Annotated in this window: 16 protein-coding genes; 6 read left to right on the top strand and 10 right to left on the bottom strand. The window is 44.6% G+C overall.

Annotated features, from left to right (window positions below; translation table 11 throughout):
- Positions 1-136: 136 nt before the first annotated feature.
- Genes lolE through lolC form a run of 3 tightly spaced genes read right to left on the bottom strand, consistent with a single transcriptional unit; the run spans position 137 to position 3,292 of the window.
- Positions 137-1,381: a lipoprotein-releasing ABC transporter permease subunit LolE gene (gene lolE / locus R7E51_RS21370; RefSeq protein WP_064376276.1), complete on the bottom strand. Its 1,245-nt coding sequence runs from the start codon at positions 1,379-1,381 to the stop codon at positions 137-139.
- A gap of 2 nt (positions 1,382-1,383) precedes the next feature.
- On the bottom strand, positions 1,384-2,091 hold the full coding sequence (gene lolD / locus R7E51_RS21365) for a lipoprotein-releasing ABC transporter ATP-binding protein LolD (protein WP_005378457.1): 708 nt from the start codon (positions 2,089-2,091) through the stop codon (positions 1,384-1,386).
- The gene (lolC, locus tag R7E51_RS21360) at positions 2,084-3,292 is read right to left on the bottom strand and encodes a lipoprotein-releasing ABC transporter permease subunit LolC (RefSeq protein WP_031778997.1); all 1,209 of its coding nucleotides are present in this window, start codon (positions 3,290-3,292) and stop codon (positions 2,084-2,086) included. Before lolC ends, lolD begins: the two co-directional genes overlap by 8 nt.
- 249 nt (positions 3,293-3,541) lie before the next feature.
- Here lolC and R7E51_RS21355 point away from each other — a divergent pair, with 249 nt between their 5' ends.
- The 4 genes from R7E51_RS21355 to R7E51_RS21340 all read left to right on the top strand — a co-directional run bounded on the left by R7E51_RS21355 (position 3,542) and on the right by R7E51_RS21340 (position 9,062).
- Positions 3,542-4,111, top strand: a complete 570-nt coding sequence (locus tag R7E51_RS21355) for a hypothetical protein (protein ID WP_025766933.1) — start codon at positions 3,542-3,544, stop codon at positions 4,109-4,111.
- Between the two features lie 5 nt (positions 4,112-4,116).
- Complete coding sequence (gene mfd / locus R7E51_RS21350; protein ID WP_206958519.1) at positions 4,117-7,578, top strand: transcription-repair coupling factor; 3,462 nt, start codon at positions 4,117-4,119, stop codon at positions 7,576-7,578.
- Between the two features lie 7 nt (positions 7,579-7,585).
- On the top strand, positions 7,586-8,353 hold the full coding sequence (locus R7E51_RS21345) for a peptidoglycan binding protein CsiV (RefSeq protein ID WP_021707672.1): 768 nt from the start codon (positions 7,586-7,588) through the stop codon (positions 8,351-8,353).
- 160 nt (positions 8,354-8,513) lie between these two features.
- Complete coding sequence (locus R7E51_RS21340; RefSeq protein ID WP_005387823.1) at positions 8,514-9,062, top strand: GNAT family N-acetyltransferase; 549 nt, start codon at positions 8,514-8,516, stop codon at positions 9,060-9,062.
- 75 nt (positions 9,063-9,137) lie between these two features.
- Here the strand turns inward: R7E51_RS21340 and R7E51_RS21335 are convergent, their stop codons facing one another.
- From R7E51_RS21335 to hinT, 7 genes are all read right to left on the bottom strand, one after another.
- On the bottom strand, positions 9,138-10,427 hold the full coding sequence (locus tag R7E51_RS21335) for an NAD(P)/FAD-dependent oxidoreductase (RefSeq protein WP_005378463.1): 1,290 nt from the start codon (positions 10,425-10,427) through the stop codon (positions 9,138-9,140).
- A gap of 533 nt (positions 10,428-10,960) precedes the next feature.
- Positions 10,961-11,503, bottom strand: coding sequence for an alpha/beta hydrolase YcfP (gene ycfP / locus R7E51_RS21330; protein WP_005378464.1), 543 nt, complete (start codon positions 11,501-11,503; stop codon positions 10,961-10,963).
- Between the two features lie 75 nt (positions 11,504-11,578).
- A complete protein-coding gene (gene thiK / locus R7E51_RS21325) occupies positions 11,579-12,460 on the bottom strand; it encodes a thiamine kinase (protein WP_206958518.1) in 882 nt (293 codons plus the stop codon).
- A 24-nt stretch (positions 12,461-12,484) separates the two neighbouring features.
- Positions 12,485-13,075: a penicillin-binding protein activator LpoB gene (gene lpoB / locus R7E51_RS21320; protein WP_005378467.1), complete on the bottom strand. Its 591-nt coding sequence runs from the start codon at positions 13,073-13,075 to the stop codon at positions 12,485-12,487.
- A 66-nt stretch (positions 13,076-13,141) separates the two neighbouring features.
- Positions 13,142-13,534: a YcfL family protein gene (locus tag R7E51_RS21315; protein WP_005378469.1), complete on the bottom strand. Its 393-nt coding sequence runs from the start codon at positions 13,532-13,534 to the stop codon at positions 13,142-13,144.
- Complete coding sequence (locus tag R7E51_RS21310; protein ID WP_206958517.1) at positions 13,534-14,931, bottom strand: COG3014 family protein; 1,398 nt, start codon at positions 14,929-14,931, stop codon at positions 13,534-13,536. Before R7E51_RS21310 ends, R7E51_RS21315 begins: the two co-directional genes overlap by 1 nt.
- Positions 14,932-15,000: 69 nt before the next feature.
- On the bottom strand, positions 15,001-15,351 hold the full coding sequence (gene hinT / locus R7E51_RS21305; protein ID WP_005378473.1) for a purine nucleoside phosphoramidase: 351 nt from the start codon (positions 15,349-15,351) through the stop codon (positions 15,001-15,003).
- A gap of 268 nt (positions 15,352-15,619) precedes the next feature.
- On the opposite strand from hinT, the gene R7E51_RS21300 reads away from it, so the two are divergent.
- Both R7E51_RS21300 and R7E51_RS21295 read left to right on the top strand, forming a co-directional pair.
- A complete protein-coding gene (locus tag R7E51_RS21300) occupies positions 15,620-17,611 on the top strand; it encodes a methyl-accepting chemotaxis protein (protein ID WP_206958516.1) in 1,992 nt (663 codons plus the stop codon).
- A 163-nt stretch (positions 17,612-17,774) separates the two neighbouring features.
- Positions 17,775-18,935 carry a DUF1887 family protein gene (locus R7E51_RS21295; protein WP_005378476.1) on the top strand — a complete coding sequence of 387 codons (1,161 nt, stop codon included), beginning with the start codon at positions 17,775-17,777 and terminating at the stop codon, positions 18,933-18,935.
- The last annotated feature ends 142 nt before the right edge of the window (positions 18,936-19,077 follow it).

Here is a 19,077-nt window from a genome sequence, read left to right as displayed (position 1 = left end):
GTTCTTTTAGTTGTTGATTTCATAACACTCTCCAATTTTGGGGGGTGGAAAGTGTCAACCTTATTTAGGACGGCACAAAATACAAAAAAAGGACCGAATTCGGTCCTTTTTTTTTCGCATATTGTAAAACAATCAGCTATTTAGAACTCAGTACAGCCGCCGGATTCAACCTTGCGGCACGAGAAGCGGGATACCACGTCGCAAGTAAACTAAGCACTATCGCCGTCACTGACACCAATGCCACATCTGGCCAGTGTAGTTGTGATGGTAAGAAGTCGACGAAGTAAATATCACCCGATAAAAACTGATGACCAATTAAGCTCTCTAACCCTTTAATTAACGGGGTCAGATTTAACGCCACTAAGACACCGATAACACTGCCGACGAGACTGCCAAATACACCAGAGAATACACCTTGCCAAACAAAGATCCGTTTGATTAGGCTATCTTTTGCTCCCATTGTTCGCAAAATTGCAATTTCCGCCGCTCGGTCTTTCACTGCCATCATCAACGTAGACACAATATTAAAACATGCCACGCCAATCACCAGTACCATCACCAAGTACATAATGGTGCGCACGAGCTGAATATCGCGATACAAAAAACCAAACTTTTGCTGCCAGCTTTTCAAATACACATAAACATCAACCATGCTACCAACCTCGCGAACAATAGAAGGCGCATTGAGAACATCGTCCGTTTTTAGTGAAATGCCAGTGACCCCTTCCCCTAATCTCGCATATTGCTGAGCATCCGCTAATGGTACTAACGCTAGAGAGTGGTCTATTTGGCCATTCAACGTTAAGAACCCTGACACCTTCACGCGCACACGCTTAGGAGCCTGCACTTTATTTGCGCCGCCTGTTTGCGGAATCATCAACGTAACGTAATCCCCCACGGCGACATTTAGCTCGTTTGCTACACCTCGGCCTAAGATCACTTGCTGCTGACCGGCATAAAAGTTTTGCCAAGCTGCTTGGTCAATAAAATTCGATAAGCTCGACACCGCTTGCTCGAAAGTAGGCTCTACGCCACGAACTTCTATCGCTTTTAACTTACTGCCTTTTTCTGCCAAGCCCGTAAAACGAACATACGGTGCTGCCGCAACAACATGTTCATGTTTTAGAGCTTGATTCATCGTTTTGGTGTAGTCATGAAGTGGTCCATTAACACCTTCTAACTCGCCGTGTGGAATCACAGACAACACACGCGATTGCAGCTCGCGCTCAAAGCCATTCATTGCAGACAAACCGATAATGATCACAGCAACGCCAACCGCAATACCAATGGTCGACGAAAGCGATATGAAAGACACCATCTTGTTGCGCTTTTTCGCTCGACTGAAGCGACCACCAATCATCAAAGCTAAAGAGGTAAACAAAACTAGCCCTCCGCAGATGCTGTATCAGTCACAAAACGATCTACGAGCAAACCATCTTGCATGTGCATTTGACGATCCATTTTTGCTGCCAGCTCTTTGTCATGCGTGACAACCAAAAATGCAATGTTTGACTCTTTATTGAGCTCGCGCATCAAATCATAGATAGACAGTGCCGTATTGTGATCTAAGTTCCCCGTAGGTTCATCAGCCAAGACCAGATCAGGTTTATTCACCAATGCACGCGCAATCGCAACACGCTGACGCTCACCGCCCGATAACTCGGAGGGTCTATGTTGCATCCGATGACTCAAACCAACTTTATCTAACAGCGCTTTAGCCGCCTGTTTTGCATCCGCTACTTTAGCACCGCCAATCATCAGTGGCATCGCCACATTTTCAAGCGCAGTAAAGTCAGCCAACAAGTGATGAAACTGGTATACAAAACCAAGGTGCTTGTTGCGTAATGCCGCCTGTTTGTTCGAGCTCAAAGCTGATAGGTTTTGCCCTAGAAAATCAACTTCACCATGAGTTGCGTCATCTAACGCACCTAAAATATGCAATAAGGTACTTTTTCCCGAACCAGAAGAGCCAACAATAGAAACCAACTCCCCTTTGTCGATATCGAAACTTACGCCTTTCAACACTTCCGTATCTAACGAACCCTCTCGGTAGACTTTACGAATATCACGACATTCTAATAGCTTATTCATAGCGAAGTGCCTCAGCAGGTTTAACAGAAGATGCTCGATAAGAAGGATAAAGCGTAGCAGCAAGGCTAAGAGCAATCGCCAACACCACCACTAAAAGAATTTGCAGTGAATCAATCAAGATGGGTAGATGACCACCAAAGCTGAATAGCGCCACACCAGCAGATTCAAGAATCGCATTTAGATTAAGTGACAAGATCACGCCCGCAGCGCCACCAACAATCGCGCCAATTACACCACTGCTTGCACCTTGCACCATGAAAATGGTCATCACTTGAGATTGAGTCATGCCTTGAGTTTTCAATATTGCGACTTCTGATTGCTTCTCCATTACCACCATGATTAAAGCGGAGATAATATTGAATGCAGCGACACCCACAATTAGACCTAGCATAAGTCCCATCATGTTCTTTTCCATTTTCACCGCTTGGAAAAGCTCACCACGCTGTTCGCGCCAATCACTCCATTCCCATCCATCAGGCATGGGTTGGTCAGCAAAATCCGTCACCATAAATGGGTCAGAGAAAAAGACACGCCAACCAGAAACCGTGTCTTTAGGGAAACGCATCAGCTTAGATGCATCCGTCATGTTCACAATCATTAATTGACCATCAACGTCCGATCCCGTATTGAAAATGCCTGAGACAGTAAAGTTTCGCTGGCTAGGAATACGGCCAAGTGGGGTAAACTGCGTTGCGTTGGTCACCATCAAGCGCACTTTATCCCCGATTGAGACCTTTAGTGAACGCGCCAAACTGTGACCCAAAAATACATTGTAGTCACCTGCTTGAAGTGACGATAATCGTCCGGCAATCAAATGGTTGCTAATCGGATCGCCTTTCTTAGGTTCAATACCGATGAGGTAACCAGCCGTCAGCTGTGCAGAACTCTGAATAACAGCCTCTCCTCTAACGATAGGCTCCGGCTGGGATTCACTCGACATCGCTTGAACAAATGGAGGAGCAGACTCGGTCATAGGCGTTTTTCCATCGTGTTGCGAAACAACGGCATGAGGTAGCACACCTAAAATGCGTTCTTTTAACTGCGATTCAAACCCGTTCATCACAGAAAGAACCGTCACCAACGCCATTACACCGATCGTAATACCCGCCGTCGACATATAAGAAACAAATCGGCTGAACCTATCTCCAGAGCGTCCCCGAAGATACCTTAAGCCAATAAACAATGAGATAGGATGATACATATAAGACAAACCAACTGGTTGTTTTGATATAAAGCTTTAGCGGATTATCTTACCTTACTCTTCTCATTAAGAAGACAAGAGAATCGCTAAATTTGTCAACGACATGCAATAAGTCTGTATTTAGGGCAAAAAGTTCAAGGACAAATCGGCTAAACTTGATAACTTCATTCAGTTAGCGATAATCAGTGCCCTATTTCTCTTTGTTTGTTGAGTGAACAGGGAGCGCTCACTGGCAAAAGGATCGACTATATGACAGAGCAAGAATACTTTACCGTCCATCATAACCTCACCATCAACGTCGAAACGTTAAGTGAGGACTTTGCTTTGCCAGATGAAGAAACGTTTGTCTCCGAAATTCCAGCACCATTTATTGTCGCCAGTGAATTTAGTCACTTAGATATGTTGGCAGACAACGCGCGTCTAGAGCTGAAAAACAAAGAGTTAAAGCATGTGATCAACTTGCTTGATACGCAAAACGCGAAACTTAACCTCTTGTTGAGCTTTATGCTTTCACAACAAGATGACGCCTCCATTCGCTATCAAACGACGCAGTTTGGTGCTAGTCAACTCAGTTTCCGCTCAGATACAGCGTTAACTACTCAACAACTCGTTCGTGTTAAACTGTTCCTCGATCACCCTGCTGCGGCGATTTACTGTTACGCTCAAGTAGAAGAATGTGATGCTTCAGAGCAAGATTTCATTATCACGCTTAGATACAAGATGCTCCGAGAATCTGATCAAGATTTACTGATAAAGGCGGCACTGTATCAACAACAAAAACTTTTACGTCAGCGCTCGATGGAGCGAGATAAAAAATAATTCCTATGACAAAAGCAACGATTCTTTCCGTCACCAACCCTTCAGAGCGTGGCGACAAAAAACAGCTAGGTAATTTGCCGGGCGCAGCTCTACCTCTAGCCATTGCAGAGCTAGCCAAACAGCATTCGAGTCACTCGCTACTCGTTGTGCCTGACCCGCAAATCGCTTTAAAGCTTCAGGCAGAGATTGAGCAATTCACCGACCAAACGGTAAGCCTGTTCCCCGACTGGGAAACGCTGCCTTACGATAACTTTTCTCCGCATCAAGAAATCATCTCTGAACGTATCGCTCGCCTATACCAACTGCCAAGTCAACGTGATGGCATAACCATCGTCCCGGTCAGTACAGTATTGCAACGCCAATCGCCACGTGATTTTCTGTTGCAACACACTTTAATGGTGAAAACTGGTGATCGGCTCTCGCTAGAGAAGTTACGTGTACAACTTGAAAATTCTGGCTACCGCCATGTAGATCAAGTATTTGGACCAGGTGAATATGCAAGTCGTGGGTCTATTCTGGATCTCTTTCCTATGGGCAGCAATGACCCGTACCGCATCGACTTCTTTGATGATGAAATAGATACCATTCGCACGTTTGATCCAGAGAACCAACGCTCTATCGACGATATTCAGCAAATCCAATTGCTGCCTGCACATGAGTTCCCAACCACTAAAGAAGCGATTGAAGATTTCCGTACACGTTGGCGCACCCAGTTCGACGCACGCCGCGAGCCTGAATCAATCTACATGCAAGTGACCAAAGGCACGTGGCCCGCTGGTATTGAGTATTGGCAGCCGCTGTTTTTTGACCATACCGAGACTTTATTTGAATATTTTCCAGAAGACTCTCAAGTCATCACATATGGTGATATCGAATCTGCGGTCGATACTTTCTTAACCGATGTCGAATATCGATACGACCAGAAAAAAGTTGATCCGCTGCGTCCTCTTTTGACTCCTGAACAGCTTTGGTTGAAAAAAGACGAACTTTTCAGTCAACTAAAACAGCTCCCTATCGCTCAATTGAGCCTAGATAAAGTGGTTAAGCGTGCCGGTCGGCAAAACCTACCAGTACAATCGTTAGCCGAGCTTGGCGTTCAACAACAAAATAAAGAGCCGCTCTCGCGCCTTCGTCAGTTTAGTGAGCAATTCAGCGGCAAAATCGTTTTCTCGGTAGAGTCAGAAGGTCGTCGTGAAGCACTAACGGAGCTGTTGCAAGGCATCAAAGTTCGGCCAGTCGTACATGGCTCACTTTACCAAGCTCTAGACTCGGGTGATCGATTCAGCTTGATCTTAGGCGCAGCAGAGCATGGTTTCATTCACGAAGAGCTGAACTTCGCTCTGATCTGTGAAAGTGATCTACTCGGTGACCGTGTTATCCAGCGACGCCGCAAAGATAAAAAAGCCGTCAACAGTGACACCGTTATTCGCCATCTTGCGGAACTAAAACCCGGTCAACCTGTGGTTCATATTGATCACGGTATTGGCCGCTACATCGGTTTACAAACACTTGAAGCTGGTGGCATGAAAACGGAATACGTCACCCTTGAGTATCAAAACGATGCCAAGCTCTACGTGCCAGTTTCATCACTGAATCTTATCAGCCGTTATTCTGGCGGCGCTGAAGAGAGTGCGCCACTGCATAAATTAGGTGGTGAAGCGTGGGCAAAAGCACGTCGTAAAGCGGCAGAAAAAGTGCGTGATGTCGCGGCAGAATTGCTGGATGTGTATGCTAAACGAGAATTAAAACCTGGCTTCAAATTTGAGCTAGATCGTGGGCAATACGCAACATTTAAAGCAACATTCCCGTTTGAAGAAACAGATGACCAAGCGATGGCCATCAATGCCGTATTGTCAGACATGTGCCAGGCAAAAGCGATGGATCGCTTAGTGTGTGGTGACGTGGGCTTTGGTAAAACGGAAGTCGCTATGCGCGCAGCATTTATCGCAACGGATAACAGTAAACAGGTCGCTGTACTCGTACCAACAACCTTGCTTGCTCAGCAGCATTTCGAAAACTTCCGTGACCGTTTTGCCAACTTACCAATCCGAGTTGAAGTACTGTCTCGTTTTAAATCTGCCAAAGAACAAAAAGTCATTTTGCAAGACGTTGCCGATGGTAAAGTCGATATTGTCGTTGGTACGCATAAGCTGCTTTCGAGCGACATTAAATTCAAAGATTTAGGTTTGTTGATCGTTGATGAGGAACACCGCTTTGGGGTTCGTCAAAAAGAAAAAGTCAAAGCAATGCGTGCGGATGTGGACATTCTTACCCTCACCGCAACACCAATTCCACGCACACTGAATATGGCAATGAGTGGCATGCGAGACCTGTCGATCATCGCGACACCTCCTGCACGCCGTTTAGCCATTAAAACCTTTGTTCGACAAAAAGAAGAGCCAGTGGTCCGTGAAGCGGTACTGCGTGAAATTATGCGTGGTGGTCAGGTTTACTTCCTGCACAATCAAGTTGAAACCATTGAAAAAACGGCAGAAGACTTACAGAAACTCATCCCAGAGGCACGCATTACCGTGGCTCATGGTCAAATGCGCGAGCGCGAACTTGAGCGAATCATGAATGACTTCTACCATCAGCGCTTTAATGTGTTGGTGTGTACAACCATCATCGAAACCGGTATCGACGTACCAACGGCAAATACCATAATCATGGATCGTGCGGACAATCTTGGCTTGGCGCAGTTGCATCAATTGCGTGGCCGTGTTGGACGTTCACACCATCAGGCCTATGCTTACTTATTAACGCCACATCCAAAAGCCATGACCAAAGATGCCATCAAGCGTCTTGATGCGATTGCTTCACTGGAAGACTTAGGTGCTGGCTTTACGTTAGCAACCCACGATTTAGAAATCCGTGGTGCTGGTGAGCTGCTTGGTGATGAGCAAAGTGGGCAAATTCAATCCGTTGGTTTTACACTTTATATGGAAATGCTGGAACAAGCAGTGCAAGCATTAAAAGAAGGCAAGGAGCCATCTTTGGATGAGCTGCTTCGTGAGCAAACTGAAGTGGAAATGCGAATCCCAGCGCTCTTACCAGATGATTACATTCCGGATGTAAACACACGACTGTCGATGTACAAACGCATTGCGAGTGTCACAAGCAGTGATGAACTATCAGAGCTAAAAGTGGAACTGATTGATCGCTTTGGTCTGCTTCCAGACGCAACAAAGAACTTACTTGCCGTCTCAGAATTGAAAATTTCGGCTGGTAGTTTAAAAGCGAAAAAGATAGAAGCCCATGATAAAGGTGGATTTATCGAGTTTTACCCTGATGCTGACATAAATCCAGCGTATTTAGTTAAACTGCTGCAATCACAGCCGCAAAAATTTGCAATGGAAGGTCCAACTAAGTTCAAGTTTAGCGTACCATTGGTGGACCGACGTAAACGCATTCAGTTTGTTCAAGACTTACTGAATGATTTTAAACAGAATTTATTACCAACGAGCTAATAGTCGAATGAGAATACTGATCCCGTTATTGCTTCTATGTGTCTCAATGCCCTCTTGGGCACAGCGCCAATTTGATATTGAAGTGATCATTTTCAAGCGAGCAGTCGACGCTGAAAGCACAACAGAATCTTGGCCGAATCAACTGCCAAAAATCGATATGGAAAATGTCGGTAGCCTAGAGAGTGAATCCTACCGCCGCTCTAAAGGCGTGACACTTTTGCCAAGTTCTTCTTTCCGTCTCAACGCGCAAGAAGCGGCACTAAATAATCATGCCGGCTTTAAAGTGCTTAAACACGTAGCCTGGCGTCAAGGTGACCGAGGTAAATCTAGCGCCCCAATTTTCCGCATCGTTGGCGGGCGAGATTTCTCTGATTCTTATCAAGCAGATGGCCGCCCAATCAATGGCAATCAAACATTTTCCAGCGACGGTTACAGTGAAGAGACGGTCAATGGTCCTTTATATGAACTAGATGGTCGATTCCAAATATACGTACAGCATTACCTCTTCGCCGAAACAACACTAGATCTGCGCGAACCAAGTGTTAGAGAGGTGCGTTTTGAACCAACCTCAACTGAGCAATTGGCGGATGACTTAGGTGAAGTCGATGGTAACGTCCAAGTCGGTAACTTGGCAGAAATATCGCCGACAGTAACCGAAGAGAAATTCCTGAAGAGTTATCGAATGGATCAAAAACGTCGTATGCGTAGCAGCGAGACTCATTACCTAGATAACCCGTTGATGGGTATGATCATTCAAGTTCGTCGGGTTCGATAAGCACGAGCAGTTCGACAAAGCGCAGCAAAGCTGCGCTTTGTTTTTATCTGCTATACCTCAGTTATTCCTAACCAACGCAGAGCAAGGAAAATAGCTGCGTTCAAGTATAAATAGACAGCTTTCAATTTACTTACACTCAACATGGAAGTCGTATTAGTTCATGAGTCCAGACTTTGAAATCATTGCGCCCCGCTTAGCGCTCAAGCTCATCCCTGCTGAAGAAGCACATTCACTACAACGATTACTTGCAGAATCCCCTTCGCTGCACCAATGGCTTGACTGGTGTGATAAAAACGTCACATTGAAAACCGCGCAGGACTTTCTGTTGGCAACCCGTCTTAACTGGGTCAAAACTGAGGCTTTTGGTTTCGGTATCTATGAGCGGCAAAGTAACACTTTGGTTGGAATGGCAGCGGTTAATGAGTTATATCATACGTTTAATATGGCGAGTATTGGTTACTGGGTTGCCGACCGCTATCAACGGCAAGGCTATGCCCAAGAAGCCGTTAAAGCCTTAGCAGAATTCTGCTTCGCAAAGCTAAGTTTAACTCGACTAGAGATTGTTTGTGACCCCGACAACGAAGCTAGCCAAGCCTTAATTGAGTCCGTCGGTGCACAAAAAGAAGCCATCGCCAGAAACCGGTTTATTTTTCAGGGTAAGCCTAAAGATGGCGTTGTGTTCTCACTTTTACCGACAGATCTAACATAAAAAAAAGCCACCGACTTGCGGTGGCTTCTGCATTTTTTAAGATACAACACATCCACACAGAGTGGATTTAAAACCTTAGTGCAGCTTAAGGTTTGGACGCAGCACGCGATTAATGCGGCCGACGAGCATCATCAGACCGGTTTTGAATACACCGTGCAACGCCATTAGGTGCATGCGATACAATGAGATGTAAACGACACGAGCAATACGGCCTTCTACCATCATCGACCCTTTAGTTAGGTTCCCCATCAGACTACCAACGGTTGAGAAGCGACTTAGAGACACTAATGAACCGTGATCTTTATATACGTAGTCTTTCAACTCGCGCCCGTTGATCTTCGCGACGATGTTACTAAATGCCTGGCTTGCCATTTGGTGTGCAGCTTGAGCGCGTGGCGGCACGAACGAACCGTCAGACTGGGTGCATTGTGCTAAGTCACCAATAACAAAGATGTCATCATCTCGTGTTGTCTGTAGTGTGTTTTTCACTACAAGCTGATTGATACGGTTCGTTTCTAAGCCAGCGATATCTTTAATAAAGTCTGGAGCTTTGATACCCGCAGCCCAAACCATGATTTGAGCTGGGATCTTCTCACCATCTTTTGTAGTAAGGCCATCTTTTTCAGCTTTAGTCACCATAGTGGCGGTGCGCACGTTTACGCCCAACTTCACCAACTCTTGATGAGCAGCAGAAGAAATACGTGGAGGTAACGCTGGTAAAATACGCTCACCTGCTTCAATCAGATTGACGTTCAACTTGCTAGAATCAAGATCACCGAAGCCATAAGTGCGCAGCTCTTTAACAGCATTATGTAACTCAGCTGATAGTTCAACGCCAGTTGCACCAGCACCAACAATAGCAATATCGACCGTACCGTTACCGTTTTTCGCGTGCAGCTTTAGGAACTCGTTGTTCATTTCTGTACGGAAACGGTGTGCTTGCTCAGGGCTGTCTAGGAAAATACAGTTTTCACGAACGCCAGGCGTGTTGAAGTCGTTTGATGTCGAGCCAATTGCCATCACTAGAATGTCGTATTCTAGCTCACGGCTTGGCATAAGAAGTTCACCGTGTTCGTCTTTAAGCTCACTTAAGATGATCACTTTACGTTCACGGTCGATGTCTTGAAGACTACCCATTTGGAAGTCGAAGCTGTGGTTTTTTGCATGAGCTCGATAGCTCAGTGCATCTACTCCTTCGTCCAAAGAACCTGTAGCAACCTCATGCAATAATGGCTTCCACAAGTGGCTCGCTTTTCGATCGACTAGCGTAATTTGCGCACGGTTTTTGCGACCTAGAGTTCGACCAAGCTTAGTTGCCAACTCAAGACCACCTGCACCGCCGCCTACAACGATAATGCGTGTCACAATGATTTTCCTCTACAAAAATGAATATATGGGGTTCAGCTCGATGCATGACTCACAAACATTTGTGGCATCCATCCAACCGATGAATTCTTGGTTCTTAGAGGTGTCTCAATTACTTGGATTAAAAAACTGCCACTCACCTTGATTCTTTATCTATCAATGACTTGTCAGGGTTTGGCATGTTTATCTGGTACGCATACGACGCCAGAATTTTTTGGGCAAGTTTATTACTCACTCTCAATTTTTTTTGATATTTATCAAATTATTTTAGTCCGGTTCATTATATAGAGACCAACTTTGAAGGCAACCAAAATCCGTGTAACGAGTACGGATTGACTACTTTTCGACTACTCTACAACAAGGTGTTCGTGCTACATAGGAGGGAAGTAAGAAAACGGTAAGGAGAACACAATATTCAAAGCGTTAAACCAAGAAAATGTGCCTTTCAAAGAGACAGTGGCTCGGCATACTCAAGAGAAGGAATCGCAGCAAAGCAGCCGATAAAAACGCCGCTTTACTGTCTACACTCAACATTAATAAGTATTTTTAAATGCCTTTATCGCTTGTAAATGATGAGAGATTTTTTTGAACTTATGAGACTGAGTTTCATCCCAAATGATTTGATAGTGTTTTTCTAACTCAGCTGCCGTTTTCGAATTGTCATGCACTTCATCATCTTTAGAGAGAATCACTAAGCAGTGCGCTTGATTTTTCGCTCGGAACTGATCAACACATTTTGTTGCGATATCTTCATACTCTTCTGGGCGATCGATTCGACCAGCCATCGTTTTTTCTGGGTGCAAGTTCGGGTTGAACATCACTTGCTTGATACCGCATAGAAAACCAATTCGCTCAGACCAGTAACCACCTAAACCTACCCCACAGATTAACGGGTTTGGGTCATCAGATTGATCGATAACTTTAGACACTTCTTTTAACAAGTGTTGCATGTCGTGCTTTGGGTGAAGGGTGCTGTAATTGATAAAACGAACGTCGTCGTCGATAAATTGCAGTTGAAGAACTTTTTCGTGGTTACCCGGGCTTGTGCTGTCAAAGCCGTGTAAGTAAATAATCATCTGTACCTCTCCCTGTGTGTATCTGGTACTTTTATTAAAACTACCACTATTTCCTTACTGTTAAAGGGGAAAATATCACGAGTTCTCAAAACAGTGATCTTCCATACACAATGAGCCTTTCAACTCATACGCACTGTTTAAGTATTGTTCATTTCCCCACAATTTATAGGCAAGTAGATACCAGAGCATCGCCATCACCAAGGTTCTTGGTTGCCAAGCATGTACACCTCTCAGCCAAAGAGACACATCTTCGATACCTCGAATTTGGCAATACTGCTTTACCGCTTCTTCCACAGGCGAATTCGCGACCTGAATAGTTAAGGTCAAATCAAGCCTAGGGTCAGCAATCCCGGCATACTCCCAATCAATGACTTTCACCCCACTCTCCCCTCGCACTAGGTTGTAACACCCCAGATCGAAGTGACATAGGGCAAGCGGAACAGGTGCAACGTTCGGTTCCGTACGCCACTTCATGTACAAAGCCTCAAACTCCGTACCCACATACTGACCATCAAGCTCAAGCCAATAATGATCGATGCGAGAAATATATGAAAATGGAACCAAAGGAATTGCGCTTATCGGATATTGATGAATCTTCGCCGCAATGGATAATAAATCGCTTAGTGCTAAGCCTGACTCCGTCAGTGCCTCTCCTTCTATCCATTCCACCAGCAACCCTTGCTCATGAATAAAAACTGGCTTGGGGCCAATTTCCAATGAAGAGACTGCATTCAGCACTTGATATTCACTGTGACGAGAAATTGAAAAAGCCTTGCAGACATGACTGGTCGGTCGCCAGATGTATGCAAGGCCTTGAGAAGATTCCAACCGCCAACAGCGGTTGGTTAGCCCCCCGGTAACAGTTTGTACTTTTACCGGAGGCTCCGTAAAGAAGCCATCGAGAGCGTTAAGACTCGGATCTAACTGTTTTGCTTGTTGCCAAGAAAACCATGCCATTGATGACTTCTCCACCCTGTTCGATTAAAGACCGAATAGGCTCTTAGATTGCGCTTTACGAATTTCAGTTTCATCCGCCCACTCAATCAAACCTGTTTCTAGGTCCATTAGGCGCATGGTCATCTTGTAGTATACATCTTTATCGCTACCTGCATTTTTCACAATGCTAGATAGGTTGCCGTAAAGCATGTATTGAGCACCAACCATTTTACCAAATTGGATAGCTGTGCTTTGGTTAACAAGCTCATCCGTGTTTTGGAAGTTAAGTTGTTCACGCACAGACTCAACACGATCCATATCAACAAAACGGAACTTACCTGAGTTCAACATCTTAGTAGAGATCGTGTCAGTAATGGATTCAGTGTCAATATGTTCACTGGTTTTGTTCTTAATTCGCTCAACAAAAACGATAGGACGTTGGTCACGAGTAATTGCTGCTACAGAGCCCGACATCATCATGCTATCCACCATTTCAGCCGCGATTTTTTGTAAATCTGTTGAGCCAAAATCGATAGTCGTGGTTTCTGTTGCTTGCGCATCGCCGTAAGAGACTTTGTTAGAACAGCCACCTAAAATGACGGCAAGACCTAAAAGAGCAATAATACTTTTTTTCATGAGAGTTCCTTAGTTTTTCAATACCAGCGCATCGTTAGCGCGGCAGCTTCGGCAGAGCCGTTAAGATTAATCGTCTTGTGCTTCTCTAATTTGCACACGGAATTTTGTGCCATTTGGATTCACAGTAACTTCAGATAACGTGACTTGCTCAAATCCTCGCACAATCATTTTTCGCCACGGACCAGGTTTGGTATTCACTTCTAAACCATTGTTGTCATACCAATAAAATCGGTAAAGAATGTGCTGATCACCTTTGTAATTGCTACTCAACTGCACGACTCCTCGTGGGCGATCATCAACGTAAGTGGTGGTGATGTTGTCAACTAATAAGCGACTACCTAAAACGTTATCATTAAAGAATACTTTTTGCGTTTGGCCATCAATTCGAATACCAGCCGTGTTTTCGGCGCATCCAACTAAACCAATAGCCATTGCTAAACAAACAAGCCATGCTTTCATTACAGTCTCCCTAGCTGTTTATGCCACACGGTTGAGTGTGCTCCCTGACGAGATACCCATACCAATGTAGTCTGCTGTGCAGGCACTTCAAACTGATAGGTTTGATCACCCAAGTTTAAACTTTGTGTTCCCGGTTTCACGATTTTTGAAGCCGTTTTCACTTGCGCTGGCAATGTTTGCCAACTTCTTGTATCTGGCTGTTCGGTCAATGTGTTCCATACATTGAAAAGTATGTTGCCCACATCATCGCCTTTTTTCGCCGCCTCTTTTCGGATTCGATCTTTTGCCCAAACACGAAGAGCTTGACGGATCACTATTGTAGTAAGACGTTCATTAAGATCGTTTTGCGCCATCGCATTAACATCAGTCAGCGTACTGGAAGGCAATACCTGACCATTTAAAACAACATCGCTAAAACGTTGAGCACCTCGGTTCTGATAATAAGGAAGCGCCAACGAATAAATCGCGCCATTATCGCGACTGTCGTAAATCGGTAAATCAATACGCCACCCTTTCATCGCCTCAACAACACCCTGCTCATCAATAACGATGACTCGCCCTTGTGACTGAGTTAATCCAGAAGGTGCTTCGCCATACCGCTTCTCTAGCATGCGCAAGTCTTCACGCATGCCCAGCTTCTTAGCAGCGTATAAGGTGCTTTCCACAACTTGCTTGTTGTCTGGCATTACAGCGAGTGCTCGTCGGTAATCAACATAAGCACTGTTTAAGTCTCGCGACGCTTCATATAACAAGCCAGAAAGATAGAACAGATAACCATTTTGTACCGCGCTTAGTTTTTTACCAGCATCAGGGTAGTTCGCTAACACACTGCCTAAATTGGCAGACATGCCTTGCTTGTTAAGGTCTTTCTCTGCTGCTTTTAGCTCTTTTTCACGCGCCTTTCTTGCTGCTTCCTGAACTTGATTAGCTCGACGCACTTCAACTAGTGCCCCTTCTAAATCGTTTTTCTGTAAGTAATTTAGTCCTAGATACAGGTGCAAAAAGCCAAGTTCGTAATCGGCGGGATGATAGTCTTGGAGATTGTCGTTCACTGCGAGAGAGCCGACGCTCGTTGCCGTGTCTGACACAGATACCGTCGCTCGATCTTGTTGAACACGTACAGCACGATCGCTGCTTTCTAGCGCATTTAAACTTGTTGGGTAATCTTCAGCAAGAAAAGAGATGCGACCTTTTTCAAAATTGCCAAGTATCTCGCCACCCACTTCACTTGATTGAAGTTGTTTTGCTTTGGCATATTCCCCTGCAACAACGGCTTGATAAACTTCTTGATTCTGGTTGCTGTAATGGCTAAACAGATTGCCCGCAGATAAATTCGCGCAGCCAGAGGCCATTAAAGCCCAGCTCATCAGCCCTAACAGCTTTACACCTAGTTTCACATTTATCTCCACAAATGTGTCATTCGACAGGAAAAAGAAGTGGGTGAATCGCCACCCACTTTTAAAAGCTTAGCTCAATACCATTGGACCTAGAGGGCGGCCGCCTAGTAGGTGCATGTGAATATGGTAAACCTCTTGGCCACCATGTGGATTACAATTAACGATTAGGCGATAGCCGTCTTCAGCAATACCTTCTTCTTTCGCTAACTTTCTAGCAACAGTGAACAAACGCCCCATCATTGCTTCATCTTCAGCTTCTACATCATTCGTTGTTGGGATCAGTTTATTCGGAATAATGAGAATATGGCTTGGTGTGCGAGGGTTAATGTCGCGAAACGCAGTCACCAAATCATCTTGATAAAGGATATCGGCAGGGATTTCCTTGCGAATAATTTTACTAAAGATCGTTTCTTCCGCCATGAGGACTCCATTTTATAAACGTAATTAGACCCCAATTAGTATGCGCCAACCAAAAGCGGAGCTCAATAAAAACAGTGTTCACTTAACATTATTAATCAAATGCTAATTAACGAAGCTTTTTTTGTCGTGTGCGTCATAAAATGCGCGTCACAAACTGAATACAATCCAATGAATTTTGTTACTTTTTTAAGACAATTATTATTTTTATACCCAAGTAAACTCAAAATGCTTGGGTAGCTTGTCTATTTTTGGGAGAGGAAGCTCACTTATGCGAGGTTCAGTTATTAAAAGGATGTATGCCGGCTTTGCACTGATCATCATCCTATTTGCCGTCACAATTGCCATTATGATGGGAGGAATGAGTGATATTCACGGAAAATTTGGCACGGTTTCTAAATCATCCCTACCGTTGGTATCGTTATCTAATCAAACCAGTGTTGAGCTGCTTTCTGCCGACAAATCATTTAAAGACTTCCTGACGACAGAGAATAAACAACGCATGGATGAAATGCGTCAGGAATTTGCTAGATCTCAACAGCGCTTCGAATCCACATTGGCTCAACTGAAAACCGCAAGCCAAACCTACCCTTCTCTTGCCGAACCGTTTTCACAGTTAAAAACGTTAGAGCAGAGCTATTTTACAGAAGCTCTAGAGGCCATGGACAACTACGAAGCAATGTTCGCGGCTCAAGAAGAAGTGCAAAAATCCTCACGCCGCTTCCAAAAACTGAATACCGAACTGTCGGTTGGTCTTAAAGAATATGTGGCAGATCAAACCAGCATTTCTGTCAAAGTCATGGCAAAGAGCTACTTTATCAAGTTAAAAGATGCCGAAGTGATTACTTCTGATGCCCTCGCCAGTTCCAACCCTGAGTTTGTTACGCAAGCCGTGGCTAAAAACCGCAAAGCAGTAACGCACTTGAATTACGCATTCCGCGGGTTGGTGACTCAGCTTCCTGAGCTAGAAAAAGCATTTGGCGAATCTGTAGAGCAATTTACTCGTGACGTCGGTATGCGTGGCGGTGTGCTAGACCAACATAATAATTACCTCAATGCTCGCGCCGCTTTGTATAACAATATCGCCAACCTAGCAAATAAAGTGGATTCAACTATGGCGATTCTTGAGCAATTTACGACAACCGCAACAGATAAGCTCAATGAATCATTGGCAGATGCAGGTGACATATATTCGGCGGGTGTAACGAAAGCCATCATCATTGGCGTTATTGTCGTTTTACTCGCGACAGCGATTGGCTACCACATCGCACAAAGCGTTCGCGAGCCGTTGACTCGTATTCTAAAAGTGTTAGAAGGCCTGACTGAAGGTGATATGACACAGCGTATCGATATTCGCTATAACAACGAATTCAGCCGTGTGAGTGGACACATTAACTCACTCGCCGACAACCTTCACGAGATCTTGGTGAAACTCAACGAAGCGTCAGAAAACCTATCGTCAACCGCGACAACCAACGAACGCACCTCTTCGCAAGCACAAATCAAATTGAGCTCTCAACGCGAACAAACAGCAAACGTCGCTACCGCGATGACAGAAATGTCTCATTCAGTGCAGGAAGTCGCGCAAAGTGCGCAAGGCTCGCTAGAAATGGTGCAACGCGTCGAATCTGCCTCTGAAGAAGGCAGAAATGTTATGAGCAGTAATATCTCAACCATTAATCAACTAGAAACACGTTTGAACGAATCGGTCTCCGCAGTTTCTGAGCTACAAAAGATGAGTGGTCAAATTGGGTCTATCCTTGATGTGATCCGCAACATTGCGGAGCAAACCAACCTACTGGCATTGAACGCGGCAATTGAAGCGGCTCGCGCTGGTGAACAAGGTCGCGGCTTCGCGGTAGTGGCAGATGAAGTACGAGTACTCGCATCAAGAACGACTCAATCAACCACTGAAATTGAATCCATGATCAGTAATCTGCAATCTAGCTCGCAATCGGCGAACCAAGTCATACAAAGCTGTATGAGCGATATGGAGATGTCGGTTGAGCAAGCATCAAAAGCGAACAGCTCAATGGAAGAGATCCAAGCGCTAATCATCGAAATCAGCCAAATGAGTACGCACATTTCACAAGCAGCAGCAGAGCAAAGTGAAACATCAACAGACATTGCTCGCAGCATCGAAGATATCAACAGCATCGCCGATGAAAGTTTCCAAGCCATGTCGAATATCGCACAAACCAGTGAATCACTGACCCACTTGGCTCATCAGCAAAATGAATTGGTCCACCGATTTAAGTTATAAATACTTTATAATTAAGAGCATTAATTAGTGCAATCAACTGTATAAGGGCGACTTTTTGTTAAGTCGCCCTTGTTTTTTGTCGGCCATGTCTACATATGATTAATAAGGCCAGCTCATCCCCTTGAACAACTCTTTTCGAGCGGCCTCATAAAAAGGAAAATCTATGGCTGTTCATGTTGGTATTATCGACCAAGACCCAGTGAGATTGGTCACTCCTCTATTAGATAATCGTACGCTAAGCACACATATCGTCTTCATCGGAGACAAGAGCCAGTTAGATATATTTGACCGACTGAGTGCCGTTTTAGATCAACGAGAAATTACTTCTGAATTTTTTGAAATTCCATCCGCTGTTAATACATCTCTGATCAAACAAGCAATTCAAAAACTGGCAAAAGACCTCCATGAACGCGGCGAAGATGTAAAATTGAACGCGAGCTGTGGTCTTCGTCATCGCTTGTTGTCGGTGTACGAAGTTTTCCGTACCTATCGCTGGCCAATTTTTGTGGTTGAGCCTAGTAGCGATAAGCTTTGTTGGTTATACCCTGATGGCAAAGAAGATACCCAAGTCGAAGATCACATTACGATTGCAGATTACCTCACTATCTTTGGTGCACGCGGCGAGTTTCACCACGTTGATTTACCACCTCTTCTTGATAAAAAATTGTATGAACTTGGTGAACGATGGGCCTCAAATGCGCTTGAACTTGGGCCAGGTCTAGCAACACTTAACTACCTTGCAACCACATGCCGCAAAGAACAAAAGCTTGATGTCGAGCTCTCCGAAAAACAGCAGGGCTACCGTGAGCTCAACATGTTGCTTTCAGATTTAGTAGAAGCAGAAATCGCCACCTATGAAAATGGCGTTTTAACGTTTGCAGATGAAGATGCTCGACGCTTTTCAAACGGTGAGTGGTTAGAAACTTTGGTTCACAGCACCGTGAAGCAAATCCAAGACACTATGCCGACGATTCAAGATCGATCGTTAAATGTTCAGGTTTATCGTAAACTTGGTGAAAGTGAAGTACGCAATGAGTTAGATGTCGCAACAGTTGTAAACAACAAGCTGCACATCATCGAGTGCAAAACCAAAGGCATGAGAGATGACGGCGACGATACTTTATATAAGTTAGAATCGCTTCGCGATCTATTAGGTGGCTTACAAGCGCGCGCAATGTTGGTGAGCTTCCGTCCTCTTCGTCACAATGACATTACTCGTGCTGAAGACTTAGGGCTAGCCCTGATTGGCCCTGATGAGCTTAAAGATTTAAGAACGCACTTAACGGCTTGGTTTAAAGACGCGGGCGGTTCAGACGAGATATAGTGCCATTAAGAAAAGCTAAAATTCACAACGATAAAAAGCAGCATTAATGCTGCTTTTTTTATACCTAAATTTTAGCTGTACGCATTTCTATAAGTAGAAAAAAACCAGAGGTTAGCCTCTGGTTTTTTCTGTTTGTTTAAAT

The organism is Vibrio sp. Vb1166, assembly GCF_033338695.1.
GTDB lineage: Bacteria > Pseudomonadota > Gammaproteobacteria > Enterobacterales > Vibrionaceae > Vibrio > Vibrio alginolyticus.
This window is presented reverse-complemented; position numbering and strand designations above follow the sequence as displayed.